Genomic DNA, 12,520 nt, shown 5'->3' on the forward strand with positions numbered 1-12,520 from the left:
ATCAGTGAACATATCCAGCTTCTTCATCGAGCGGCCGATCTTCGCGGCCGTGATCTCGGTGTTCATCACGCTGATCGGCGCGTTCTGCTACCCGCTGCTTCCGCTGTCGCAATATCCCGAAATCGCCCCGCCGACGATCGTGATCCAGGCTGCCTATGCCGGCGCCTCGGCCGAAACCGTCGCCGAGACGGTGGCGGCCCCGCTCGAGCAGGAGATCAACGGCGTCGAGAACATGCTGTACCTCAGCTCGTCGGCGAGCCAGGGTTCGGCACAGGTGACCGTCACCTTCAAGCCCGGCACCGATCTCGATGCGGCGCAGGTGCTGGTCCAGAACCGCGTCGCGCTCGCCGAGCCGCGCCTGCCCGAGCAGGTGCGCCAGGTCGGCGTCACGGTGAACAAGCAGGAATCGGGCTTCCTGATGATCGTCGCGCTGACGTCGCCCGACAACAGCCTCGACGTCGATTATATCGGTAACTACGCCAACACCTCGATCCGCGACCGGCTGCTTCGTCTCGAAGGCGTCGGCGGCGTTCAGGTCTTCGGTGGCGGCAACTATTCGATGCGTGTCTGGATCGATCCGGACAAGGCGGCGACGCGCAATCTGACCGCGACCGAGATCATCGCCGCGCTCCGCGCGCAGAATATCCAGACCTCGGGCGGTGCGCTGGGCCAGTCGCCCTCGGGCAACCGCAACCCGTCGTTCGAGGTGCCGGTCGACGTTCAGGGTCGCCTGAAGTCGGTCGAGCAATTCGGCGACATCACCTTGAAGAGCGATCCGGCCACCGGCTCGATCACCAAGCTGCGCGACGTCGCCCGCATCGAGCTGGGCAGCCAGGATTATTCGATCCGCGGCTCGTTCAACGGACAGCGCGGCATCGCGCTTGCCGTGATCCAGCAGCCGGGCGCGAACTCGCTGAACGCAGCGCAGCTGGTGCTCGACGAGATGCAGACGCTCTCGAAGGAATTCCCGGCCGGCCTGAAATACACCATCCCGTACAACCCGACCGAATATGTCGCCTCGTCGGTCGAGGCGGTCGAGCATTCGCTGGTCGAGGCGATCGTGCTGGTCGTCATCGTCGTGCTGGTGTTCCTCCAGACCTGGCGCGCGGCGATCATACCGATCGTGGCGATTCCGATCGCGCTGGTCGGCACCTTCGCGGTCCAGTACGCGCTCGGCTTCTCAATCAACTCGCTGTCGCTGTTCGCGCTGGTGCTCGCCGTGGGCATCGTCGTCGACGACGCGATCGTCGTGGTCGAGGCGGTGGAGAAACATATTCGCGACGGGCTCAGTCCGCGCGAGGCCGCGCACCGGACGATGAAGGAAGTGTCCGGGGCGCTGATCGCGATCGGCCTGGTGCTGGTGTCGGTGTTCATCCCGACCGCGATGGTCGGGGGCATTCCCGGCATCTTCTATCGCCAGTTCGCCGTGACGATCGCGGCGGCATCGGCGATCTCGCTGATCGTGTCGCTGACGCTGTCGCCGGCAATGGCCGCGCTGCTGCTGAAGCCGCACAAGGATCACGGCGTCGACCATGGTCCGCGCTTCCTGCGGCCGGTTCGCGTCGGCGCGCAGAAGTTCAACCAGGGCTTCGACTGGCTGTCGGACCGCTATGGCCGGTTCACCGGCCGGGTGATCCGCATGGGCCTGATCATGATGCTGATCTATGCCGGACTGCTGGCGCTGACCGGCTGGCGCCTGACCGCCACGCCGACCGGCTTCATCCCCGAACAGGATCAGGGCTTCCTGATCGGTGTCATCCAGTTGCCGCCGGGCGCGTCGCTCGACCGGACCGAAGCTGTGCTGAACCGCGCCTATGGCATCGCCAGCAAGACGCCCGGCGTCATCGACGGCGTCGCCTTTGCTGGTCTCGACGGCGCCAGCTTCAGCCAGGCCTCCAACTCGGCGGTGATGTTCCTGAAGCTGAGCGACTGGTCCGAACGCGGATCCGAGAATTCGGCTCAGGCGCTGGCGGGCAAGCTGACGGGTGCGCTCGGTCAGATCGACGGCGCCAATATCTTCATGATCGCACCGCCTGCAGTGCAGGGCCTCGGCAATGGCAGTGGCTTCGTGATGATGATCCAGGATCGCAGCGCCAATGCTGGCTATCGCGCGCTGGAAGGCGTGACGGGCCAGATGATGGGCGCGGCGATGGGCGAGAAGAAGGTCAGCCAGGTCTTCTCGCTGTTCAACACCGGTACCCCGCGCATCCGCGCCGAGGTCGACCGTGACCGCGCCCAGCTGGTCGGCGTCGAGCCGAGCCAGGTGTTCGACGCGATCGGCACCTATATCGGCTCGACCTATGTCAACGACTTCAACCTGTTCGGCCGCACCTTCCGCGTGACCGCCCAGGCCGAGCCCGACAAGCGCGACGACGTTGCCGATATCGGCCGGCTTCAGGTGCGTTCGCGCAGCGGCGAGATGGTGCCGCTCTCCTCGGTCGCCAGTTTCATCCGCGACAGCGGGCCGCAGCGCGTGGTGCGCTACAACCTGCTGCCGGCGGTCGAACTGCAGGGCGAGGCGGGGCCGGGCGTGTCGTCGGGCGAGGCGCTGGCAACGATGGAAGCGATGGCCGCCAAGGTCCTGCCCCAGGGGTACAGCTATGAATGGACCGGCCTGGCCTATCAGCAGAAGGAGGCGGGCAGCAGCTCGGCGCTGATCTTCGTGCTGGCGGTGGTGTTCGTGTTCCTCGTGCTGGCGGCGCAATATGAGGCGCTGACCCTGCCGATGGCGGTCATCCTGATCGTGCCCATGTGTATCCTGGCGGCGCTGCTCGGCGTCAGTTTGCGAGGGATGGACAACAACATTCTCACCCAGGTGGGCCTGGTTGTGCTGATCGCTCTGGCGGCAAAGAACGCGATCCTGATCGTCGAATTCGCCAAGCAGGGCGAGGACGAGGGCATGGACCTGTACGAAGCCGCGATCCACGCTGCCCGCTCCCGTCTGCGTCCGATCCTGATGACCTCGTTCGCGTTCATCTTCGGCGTGATCCCGCTGGCGATTGCCACCGGTCCGGGTCAGGAGATGCGCCAGTCGCTCGGCACCGCGGTGACGTTCGGCATGCTGGGCGTGACGATCTTCGGCCTGATCTTCACCCCGATCTTCTATGTGCTGATGCGCAAGCTGGGGGGACTGACCCGCAGGAAGAAGGCTCCGCCCCCACCGCCCGCTGCCGATCCGGCCCAGCCGATCGTGGGAGACGCATGATGAAGCGCAGCCTTACCCTCTTGCTGTCCTGTGCCGCGCTGTCGGGATGCATGGTTGGTCCGAACTATGTCTCGCCGGCCCCCAAGGCGCCGGCCCAGCAGGACTTTGCCAGCGGCAATTCGCCCTCATTCGTGCCGGCCGAGCCGCCGGCCGACTGGTGGACGTTGCTCGATGCGCCGATCCTCGATCGGCTCGTGGCCGATGCGCTGGCAGCCAATACCGACCTGCGCGTCGCCGCGGCAAACCTGCGGGCGGCGCGGGCCTCGCTCAGCGAAGCGCGGACCGCACGGCTGCCTTCGACCAACATCTCCGGCAACTACACCTATTCGCAGCAGTCGGGAGCAACGCTGGCGCCGTTCGGCGTGACCGGCGCGGGACCCAGGCTCGAAACCTATGATGTCGGGATCGACGCAAGCTACCAGTTCGACCTGTTCGGCAAGATTGCGCGCACGATCCAGGCCAGCCGCGCCGATCTTGAGGCCGTCCAGGCGACCTACGACCTGACCCGCGTGACGGTGGTGGCGGAAACGATCCGTGCCTATGCCGATGCCTGCGCCTCGGGCCGTCAGCTAGGTGTGGCCCGCGATACGCTGCGCGTGCAGGAGGAAACGTTCGACCTGACCCGTCGCCGGGTCGAGGGAGGGCGCGGTACTGCGCTGGACACCAGCCAGGCGTCGTCGCTGCTCGAACAGACGCGCGCCGACGTGCCGGTGCTCGAAGCGCAGCGCAAGTCGGCGCTGTTCCGGCTCGCGACCCTGACCGGGCGTCCGCCGGCCGAATATCCTGCCGAGGTCGAGACCTGCACGACACCGCCGGTGGCGCGCAGCGCGATCCCGATCGGGAGCGGCAGTTCGCTGCTCGCCCGGCGACCGGACATCCGCGCAGCCGAGCGTCGCCTTGCGGCGGCGACCGCGCGGGTCGGGGTGGCGACGGCGGATCTCTATCCGAACATCTCGTTCGGTGCGGGCATCGGCACGACGGCCACATCGGTCGGCAATCTGTTCAGCGGTGACAGCCTGCGCTTCAGCCTGGGGCCGCTGGTGTCGTGGAGTTTCCCCAACATCGCCGCCGCCCGTGCGCGAATCCGCCAGGCCGAGGCTTCGGCCGACGGGGCGCTCGCGACGTTCGACGGCACCTGGCTGACCGCGCTGCGCGAGACCGAGACGGCGCTGACCCAATATGTCTCCATCGGCCAGCGCGTCGCCACGCTGCGCCGTGCGCGCGATGCCGGCCGCGAGGCGGCACGGATCGCCCGCCTGCGCTATCAGGCGGGTGCCGAAGACTTTCAGATCGTGCTGGACGCCGAGCGTTCGCTGGCCGGATCCGAATCGCTGCTTGCGCAGGCGGAGGGCCAATTCTCCGATGCAACCGTTACGCTGTTCCTGGCGCTTGGCGGCGGTTGGGAGACGCCGGTGCCGCAGCCGGCGGCAAGCTCCGCGAACTGAAACGAGAAGAAGTTACGAGGGGCCCGAAGCGAACGACCATCGCTTCGGGCCTGCTCATTGGCGGGTCGCCTGCAGTGACGCTCGACATACGGGTGCCGGCGAGTCGCAATGTGGATTGGGCTGAAGGGAAGGGGCTATCCGCCACGCACTTCCCTTAAAACTTGGTCGGGGCGACAGGATTCGAACCTGCGACCCCCACACCCCCAGTGTGATGCGCTACCAGGCTGCGCTACGCCCCGACCGAGGTTGGGGCGTCTAGGCCTTAGCGGCTGGGGATGCAACGGGGAAAATTGCCTGTGCGGGGTCGTGCCGGCCCGCTTCCATGGGTGAGGACGGGTTCCTTACAAGAGTTGCACGCCTTCCCCCCGCATGATAGCGCGCCGCGCTTGAAGAAATGCGGATCGATCCGCCCTAATCCAAGGCATTCAGGGACCTCATGTTCATCTCGCCAGCCTACGCCCAGACCGCAACTCAAGGTTCCAGCGCCATGGGCCTGATCCAGTTCGCGCCGATGGTGCTGCTGTTCGTCGCCTTCTACTTCCTGCTCATCCGTCCGCAGCAGAAGCGGATGAAGGCGCTGCAGAACGCAGTGGCGGCGGTGAAGAAGGGCGACTCGGTCGTCACCGCAGGCGGCCTGATGGGCAAGGTCACCAAGGTCGAGGATACGACCGTCGAGATCGAACTGGCGCCGAACGTGAAGGTCCGCGCGGTGAAGGCAACGCTCGCCGAGGTTCAGCCGATCGGCGGCGCCAAGCCTGCGAACGACTGATGCTGTATTTTCCCCGCTGGAAGGTGTGGGCCACGATCCTCCCGATCGTGTTCTTCAGCCTGCTCGCCGTTCCGAGCTTCCTGCCGAAGACGGTGCTCAACCAGCTTCCGGCCTGGATGCCGAAGCCGACCATCAACCTCGGCCTCGACCTTGCCGGCGGCAGCTATCTGCTGCTCGAGGCCGATACCAGCCAGGTCGCCGAGGCGCGGCTGGAGCAGATGCGCGAACAGGTGCGCTCCGAGCTGCTGCGCGATCCGCGGATTGCGATCGGCGACATCGCGATCGCCGACGGCAAGCTGAGCTTTATGGTTCGCGACCCCGGCAAGGTCGACGCCGTGCGCGAACGCCTGCTGGCGGTCACCGGCAGCGGCGCGGGCATGACCGGCCAGCGGGTGTGGGACATCGAGGTGGTCAACTCCAACACCTTCGTCCTGACCCCGACCAAGGCTGGTCTGGACGAGGCGATCAACACTGCGATGGGCGACGCCCGCGAAGTGGTCGAGACGCGCATCAACGCGCTGGGCACGCGCGAGCCGACGATCATCCGCGAGGGCTCCAACCGGATTGTCGTCCAGGTCCCTGGCCTGGAGAACCCGACCCAGCTCAAGGAGCTGATCGGCCAGACCGCCAAGCTCGAGTTCAAGCTGGTCAACGAGACCGTCGATCCGCAGCAGCTGCTCCAGGGGAATGTCCCGGTCGGCACGCAGGTTCTGCCCTATGAAGAGGGTGGCGGCCGCATTGCCGTCTATTCGCCGGTTTCGCTGAGCGGCGATCAGCTGGTGAATGCTGCGCTCGACTTCGATCCGCAGACCAACGCGCCGGGCGTCAGCATCCAGTTCAATGGCGCCGGCACCAAGCGGTTCGCGACCCTGTCGACCCAGAATGTCCGCAAGCGCTTCGCCATCATCGTCGACAACAAGGTGATCTCGGCGCCGTCGTTCAACGAACCCATTCTGGGCGGCTCCGCGCGCATCTCGGGCAGCTTCACCACCGACAGTGCCACCCGGCTGGCGATCGCGCTGCGCTCGGGCAAGCTGCCGGTCGCGCTGAAGGTCGTGCAGGAAAGCACCGTCAGCCCCGAACTGGGCCAGGACTCGATCAACGCGGGCGTGACTGCATCGATCATCGCGATCGTCGCTGTTATCAGCTTCATGATCCTGACCTATGGCCGGTTCGGCATCTATGCGACGCTGGCGGTCATCTTCAACGTGCTGATCATCGTCGGCGTCATGGGTCTGCTGACCGCGACGCTGACGCTGCCGGGTATCGCCGGCTTCGTGCTGACCATCGGTACCGCGGTGGACGCGAACGTCCTGATCAACGAGCGTATCCGCGAAGAGCGACGGCGCGGCCGCGGGGTGACCCAGGCGATCGAGCTGGGGTATAAGGAAGCCAGCCGCACAATCTTCGAGGCGAACGTGACTCACGCGATCGCAGGGTTCATCATGTTCGCGCTGGGCTCCGGCCCGGTGAAGGGCTTCGCGGTCGTTCTGCTGATCGGCATCGCAACGTCGGTATTCACCGCCGTGGTGTTCACTCGCCTGCTGACGTCGACCTGGGTGCGCCGTAACCGGCCCACCACCATCAATATTTAACGGGACGCGAGACTCATGCGGCTCCTCAAGATCGTTCCGGACAATACCAATATCGGGTTCGTCCGCGTTCGCCACATCGCCTTCGCGATCACCCTGGTCCTCACGATCGCGGCAATTGCCCTGGTCGTGACCCGCGGCCTGAACATGGGCGTCGACTTTGCCGGCGGCGTGTCGATCGAGGAGAAATTCACCTCGCCGCCGCCGCTCGACGAGGTGCGCTCCACCGTCAACGCGCTTGGCCTGGGTGAGGCGACGCTGCAGCAGCTGGGCGGCCCGAACAACGTCACCATCCGCCTGCCGCTGCCCGAATCGAGCGCGCCCGACGCCGTCGACAAGATGGTCGAGCAGGTGAAAGGCGCACTGAAGGCCAAATTCCCCGGCGCGACGTTCAGCAACTATTCGACCGTGTCGGGCAAGGTGTCGGACGAGCTGGTCTGGCGGGGCGGGCTGGCCGTGCTGCTCGCGATCATTGGCATCGCGATCTTCTCGTGGCTGCGCTACGAATGGCAGTTCGGCGTCTCGACCGCGGTCGCGATCGTCCACGACGTGGTGATGACGCTCGGCTTCTTCGCGTTGACCCAGATGGTGTTCGACCTGAACATCGTCGCCGCGGTGCTGACGATCATCGGCTATTCGATCAACGACAAGATGGTGATCGACGATCGCATCCGCGAGAATATGCGCAAGTACCGCAAGATGGGCATGCGCGAGCTGATCGACCAGTCGGTCAACGAGACGCTGCCGCGCACCGTCATGACCTCGGTCACGATCATGCTGGCATTGGGCGCGCTGCTGATCTGGGGCGGCCATGTGCTTCAGGGCTTCACCGCGGCGATGATGCTCGGCATCGTCGTCGGCACCTATTCGTCGGTATACGTGTCCTCCTCGCTGCTGATCACGCTCGGCCTGAAGCCCGGCGTGCGCGAAGAGCGGGCCGAGGCGGCAGCCGCCAAGGAAAAGGCCGAACGGATGACGCCGCGGGCCGGGCGCTGATCGATGGAGATGCTGCGAAGCGCCGTCGAGGGGCCGGTGATCTCCGGCTTCTCGGCGGGCGGCTTCAAGGTTGATGGCGGTGTCTATCACGGGCTGCTGATCAGCCCGCTGCGTGCCGATGGCTGGACTCCCCCGCCGATCGAGCAACTGTCCGAAGCCGACCTTTCATCCGTTCTGACGATCGATCCGACGCCCGACTTCGTCATTTTGGGCACCGGTTCCGCGCTGGTGCATCCGCCACGGCCTCTGGTCGCCGCACTTGCTACACGGAATATCGGACTCGAAATCATGGACAGTCGGGCCGCGGCACGCGCCTGGGGGGTCCTTCGTGCCGAAAAACGCTGGATTATCGGGGCCTTGTATCCCCTGTGAACATGCTGTTCACTTGAGCGCAAGATTGAAACTGATCCGATACGACTGGCGTTACTCCCCCGAATGGCCGACACAGGCCCCCTTCAGTGGAGAAAGTAACATGCGTACCCTTCTGATTGCGCTTGGCGCGATGACCGTTGCCGCTCCGGCCGCCATGGCAGAGCCGGTTGCGAAGACCGAGATCAGCACCTCGCTCGCCAGCTATGCGAGCAGCTTCGCGGAGCCGGGCGTGTCGGTGTTCGGCGACACGACCACCAACGCCTATGATCAGCGTCGCCGCTATCGCTATCGCGAATGGCGCGGTCGTGACGGCCGTCGCTATTGCCGCAAGTCGGACGGTACAACCGGTCTGGTCGTCGGCGCCGTCGGCGGCGCACTGGTCGGCCGCACCATCGACACCCGAGGTGACCGTACCGCCGGTACCGTGCTCGGCGCAGTCGCTGGCGGCCTGGCCGGTCGTGAGATCGACCGCAGCAGCTCGCGTCGTCGCTGCCGCTAATCGGGTTTGAGGGGCGCATCGTTCCTCCCGGGATCGGGGAGGGACGCGCCCCGTCTGACCGTGCCGTCCACTTTGGCGGATTTGCCGCCCCGGTCGCTGATGCGTCCGGGGCGGTTTCGCATCCAGCGGCGCGGGGCGCTGGCGGGAACCACGTTGACAGTTGCGCGTCCTTATCGTGACACAGGTGTCACGAACTCGGAAGGCTCAGGACATGGCTGCGAAGAAAGACAAGAAGCCCGCCAAATATTTCAACGGGATCAAGCTGCCCAAGGCGCTGCGTGATCAGGCGGGCACGCTGGCGAAGCTCGCCAAGAACCCGCTGGTCGCCGACGTCATCGCGGCGGGTCTCGTCGCGCTCGCGGCCAAGGTCAGCACCAGCCCCAAGGTTCGCCAGGCAGCTGCCAAGGCCAAGGATGCCGCAGGTCAGGCAGCGACCGATGTCGCCGAGGCTGCATCGCACCTTGCCCAATCCGCGACCGATGTCGCCGCAACGGTGAGTGAAGCGCCCAAGCCTGCTGCGCCCGCCCGTAAGCCAACGGCCGCGCGCAAGACGACTGCTGCGAAGCCGGCGGCCGCGGCCGATCCAGCTCCCTCCACAGCGCGCAAGGCGCCCCCGGCGCGCAAGGCCGCAGTGGCGACCCCTGCGACCGCCGAGACCAAGCCTGCCGCAGACAAGGCGAAGACCCCGCGCGCCGCCAAGACCCCCGCTGCACCGGAAAAGGCGGCGCCTGCCAAGGCAGCTGCGGCCAAGACGACGACCGCGCGCAAGCCCGCGACCCGCAAGGCCGCGGCAAGCAAATCCGCCGAGAAGCCAGCCAGCTGATGGATAATGATGCCGCTGCGTTGATCGCCGCGCTCGATCTGCAGCCTCATCCCGAAGGCGGATGGTATCGCGAGACCTGGCGTGCGCCTGCTGCGGCAGGGCCGCGATCGGCCGGAACGGCGATCCTGTTTCTGCTCGAACGCGGCCAGCGGTCGCACTGGCACCGGGTCGATGCCGACGAACTATGGTTCTGGCACGCCGGTGCCCCGATCGACCTGGGCGTCGAGCAGGAGGATGGAACGGTCGCCTGGACATCCCTGGGCAGCGACATTGCCTCCGGTCAGGCTCCGCAAGCTCTGGTGCCTGTGGGCCGGTGGCAATCGGCGGAAGCCGGATCGGGCTGGGCTCTGGTGAGCTGCACCGTGACTCCGGGATTTGACTTTTCCGGGTTCGAACTGGCGCCGCCGGGCTGGGCGCCACAGGGCGTCGATCGGGACTGAGTTGTCCCCGTTATCCACGTTATCCACAGGGTGTCATCGCCGTTTTGCCGCTTCTCAGGTCGGTCGATCCGTGACAGCTTCATGACTGTAAGAAGACGGTTTGGCGGCGGGAAACCAAAGCAAAACCAGAAGCTTACACGAGATGATGGACCGTAGGTGCCTTCTGGAAACCACGATACTCAGCTCGGGATGCGCCGATTGAGGCTGGAGATCCGGGACCGCCGAGAGGCGAGCCAGGGAACCGGCGAGACGCTCCGGCAGCGGGGCGCGACGATCCGAACGATTGACCTCGAAAGGGGCCGATCGGGAGGAACCAAGATCGGATCACGCATCGACCAAGGCTTCGACGGGTTGCCGTCCGGCAACGCTCGAAGCGGGTCATCGAGACGAATGTCCCGCCTGCCGTTTGCGGCAGGGGAGAGATGCGAAGCGATGATCGACGCGGAACCCGCATGCCCTTGCCGGCGCGGGCGAAGCAGCCGCTGAAACCAGGCGCGAGGGTTTTCGAACCCGACTGCCGAAGATCGGCGACACGGGGGCCGGCAGCAATGCCGGCCCCTTTTGCGTCTGGCCACCGCGTGCGCGGCGGCGGCGCACCTCAGCGCAAGGTGTAGTCGAGCGTGATCTCGGCCTTCAGCAGCTTCGAGACCGGACAGTTCTTCTCGGCGCCCTTGGCCAGTTCGGCGAACTGATCCTGCGAGATCCCCGGGATTTCGGCGGTGAGCGTCAGGTCGGAGCGGGTGATGGTGAAGCCGCCTTCGCCGTCCTGCTCGAGCTTGACCGCCGCCTTGGTCTCGAGCGTGCCGTCGGTGAAGCCGGCGCGGGCCAGCGCGAAGCTGAGCGCCATGGTGAAGCAGCCGGCATGGGCGGCGGCGACGAGCTCCTCGGGATTGGTGCCCTTGCCGTCCTCGAAGCGCGAATTGAATCCATAATATTGGTCGGTCAGCACCCCCGACTGGGTCGTGACGGCGCCGCGGCCGTCCTTGCCGAAGCCGGTATAGCGTGCGGTTGCGGTGCGGGTGGTCATCTCAACTCTCCTGATCGTTCGGCCACAAGAATGGGGCGCCGACGATCTACGATCACCGACGCCCCGAAAACCATCATCCGTTGGTCTGGTTCACGCTATCCTTAGCGGCAGCGTGCCTCGCCGCGGTCGACCGACGAACCCAGCGCCGCGCCGCCAGCCGCGCCAAGCAGCACGCCCAGCGTTTCCGAGCCGCCCGGGGCGATCGCCGCGCCCAGCAGGCCGCCAGCGACGCCGCCGACGATCAGGCCGGTGGTGCCGTCCGAACGGCGGCAATAGTAGCGACCGTCCTGGCCGCGATAGACGCGGTCGTTGCGGCTCAACCGGCGCTCACGGTACCGGCGATTATCCTCGCGATAATAACGGTCGGCATAATAGCCGCCATAATTGGGGTCCGGGCGGTTCCAGTCATAGCTGGAATAGCCGCGGCCGGCATAACCGGGACGGCCATCATCATAGCCGGTGCATGCCGTGGTGCCGAGCGCTGCGGCCGCAATCACGCCAAGGGTTAAGATACGCATCTCGCTCTCCTGAGCCTTGTCTAGGGATGGGGGAGGAATGCGCGAGCGGCCGGATAGTTGCGTTCCGGCCCTTTCGCCTCAGTGAATGGTGTCGAGATCGGCCGCGTCGTCACGGACCAGGCTGGGGGCGGGGCCGGTTGCGGGACGCAGGCCCTCGCGTTCGTTCGCCGGCACCGGCGCGGTCGGATCGGGGCGGAACGCTTCGGGCGCGCGATCCTGCGGACCGGGATGCGGCTGGTCGAGTGCCAGGTCGGGCGCGTCATGTTCGGCGTTGCCCGGTGCCAGCATGCGACGCGCCACCTCGAAGATGCCTGCACCGATCGCGACGGCGGCGGCGGCGACCGAGGCGATGCCGATCAATTGGGTGGCGCGATGGCGGCGGGCCGGCGTGGCGGTGGCGCCTTTCGAGTTGGACGATGCGCGAGCTTTGGTCGAATTCTGGCGGGTGGCCATGGGACACTCCATGATTATTGAACGTGTCCTTGGAAACGGGCGGCACCCGCAGCTGTTCCGGCGGCCAATGCTTCGGTGTCAGGCGTTGTCGAGCGGCCAGCGGGCGTGGCGACCGCGCTCGCCGAGATGGATCAGCGCGTCATTGGGGCTGCTGGTGCGCGTCAGGTCGACGCCGTCGCGAGTCTCGATCGCTTCCTGCCAGGGGGCCTCGGGCCGCGTGTCGCGGCTGGTGCGCCGATAGGCTTCGCTGCGCACCCGCTTCATCCGCCGCCAGAGCAACGGCATCATGGCGAAGGGAAACAGCAGCGCGACGACCGTTAACACGACCCAGAACGCATGACCCATGGCAAAACTCCCCCCGGAGCCAGCGTGGACGATTTC

The 12,520-nt window shown here is 66.2% G+C and carries 13 protein-coding genes and 1 tRNA gene; 9 read left to right on the forward strand and 5 right to left on the reverse strand.

The genetic code is table 11. The features are described from left to right. The first annotated feature begins 4 nt into the window (after window positions 1-4). Window positions 5-3,205: an efflux RND transporter permease subunit gene (locus tag ACZ1H8_RS13570; RefSeq protein ID WP_465177703.1), complete on the forward strand. Its 3,201-nt coding sequence runs from the start codon at window positions 5-7 to the stop codon at window positions 3,203-3,205. Next, window positions 3,205-4,650, forward strand: a complete 1,446-nt coding sequence (locus tag ACZ1H8_RS13575) for an efflux transporter outer membrane subunit (RefSeq protein WP_465177704.1) — start codon at window positions 3,205-3,207, stop codon at window positions 4,648-4,650. The genes ACZ1H8_RS13570 and ACZ1H8_RS13575 overlap by 1 nt, the downstream gene beginning before the upstream one ends. Window positions 4,651-4,812: 162 nt before the next feature. On the opposite strand, the gene ACZ1H8_RS13580 is transcribed toward ACZ1H8_RS13575, so the two are convergent. Then, window positions 4,813-4,889 (reverse strand) — tRNA-Pro (locus tag ACZ1H8_RS13580). Between the two features lie 197 nt (window positions 4,890-5,086). Here ACZ1H8_RS13580 and yajC point away from each other — a divergent pair. The 7 genes from yajC (at window position 5,087) to ACZ1H8_RS13615 (ending at window position 10,141) form a co-directional block, all read left to right on the forward strand. Next, complete coding sequence (gene yajC / locus ACZ1H8_RS13585) at window positions 5,087-5,419, forward strand: preprotein translocase subunit YajC (protein WP_465177705.1); 333 nt, start codon at window positions 5,087-5,089, stop codon at window positions 5,417-5,419. Continuing rightward, entirely contained in the window at window positions 5,419-7,014 is a 1,596-nt protein-coding gene (secD, locus tag ACZ1H8_RS13590) for a protein translocase subunit SecD (RefSeq protein WP_465177706.1), read from the forward strand. Before yajC ends, secD begins: the two co-directional genes overlap by 1 nt. Window positions 7,015-7,029: 15 nt before the next feature. Beyond that, window positions 7,030-8,007 carry a protein translocase subunit SecF gene (secF, locus tag ACZ1H8_RS13595; RefSeq protein ID WP_465177707.1) on the forward strand — a complete coding sequence of 326 codons (978 nt, stop codon included), beginning with the start codon at window positions 7,030-7,032 and terminating at the stop codon, window positions 8,005-8,007. A 3-nt stretch (window positions 8,008-8,010) separates the two neighbouring features. Then, window positions 8,011-8,379 carry an Mth938-like domain-containing protein gene (locus ACZ1H8_RS13600; protein ID WP_465177708.1) on the forward strand — a complete coding sequence of 123 codons (369 nt, stop codon included), beginning with the start codon at window positions 8,011-8,013 and terminating at the stop codon, window positions 8,377-8,379. Between the two features lie 100 nt (window positions 8,380-8,479). Further along, window positions 8,480-8,878: a glycine zipper 2TM domain-containing protein gene (locus ACZ1H8_RS13605; protein ID WP_465177709.1), complete on the forward strand. Its 399-nt coding sequence runs from the start codon at window positions 8,480-8,482 to the stop codon at window positions 8,876-8,878. 211 nt (window positions 8,879-9,089) lie between these two features. Then, window positions 9,090-9,701, forward strand: a complete 612-nt coding sequence (locus ACZ1H8_RS13610) for a hypothetical protein (protein ID WP_465177710.1) — start codon at window positions 9,090-9,092, stop codon at window positions 9,699-9,701. Then, entirely contained in the window at window positions 9,701-10,141 is a 441-nt protein-coding gene (locus tag ACZ1H8_RS13615; protein ID WP_465177711.1) for a cupin domain-containing protein, read from the forward strand. The genes ACZ1H8_RS13610 and ACZ1H8_RS13615 overlap by 1 nt, the downstream gene beginning before the upstream one ends. 598 nt (window positions 10,142-10,739) lie before the next feature. Here the strand turns inward: ACZ1H8_RS13615 and ACZ1H8_RS13620 are convergent. The 4 genes from ACZ1H8_RS13620 to ACZ1H8_RS13635 form a co-directional block, all read right to left on the reverse strand. Continuing rightward, window positions 10,740-11,168 (reverse strand): OsmC family protein, encoded by a 429-nt coding sequence (locus tag ACZ1H8_RS13620; RefSeq protein ID WP_465177712.1) that lies wholly within the window; start codon window positions 11,166-11,168, stop codon window positions 10,740-10,742. A 101-nt stretch (window positions 11,169-11,269) separates the two neighbouring features. Further along, on the reverse strand, window positions 11,270-11,686 hold the full coding sequence (locus ACZ1H8_RS13625; protein WP_465177713.1) for a hypothetical protein: 417 nt from the start codon (window positions 11,684-11,686) through the stop codon (window positions 11,270-11,272). Window positions 11,687-11,764: 78 nt separating this feature from the next. After that, on the reverse strand, window positions 11,765-12,139 hold the full coding sequence (locus ACZ1H8_RS13630) for a hypothetical protein (RefSeq protein WP_465177714.1): 375 nt from the start codon (window positions 12,137-12,139) through the stop codon (window positions 11,765-11,767). Window positions 12,140-12,217: 78 nt separating this feature from the next. Next, window positions 12,218-12,484: a hypothetical protein gene (locus ACZ1H8_RS13635; protein ID WP_465177715.1), complete on the reverse strand. Its 267-nt coding sequence runs from the start codon at window positions 12,482-12,484 to the stop codon at window positions 12,218-12,220. Window positions 12,485-12,520: the final 36 nt, after the last annotated feature.

The organism is Sphingomonas sp. BL-S-25, assembly GCF_055521555.1.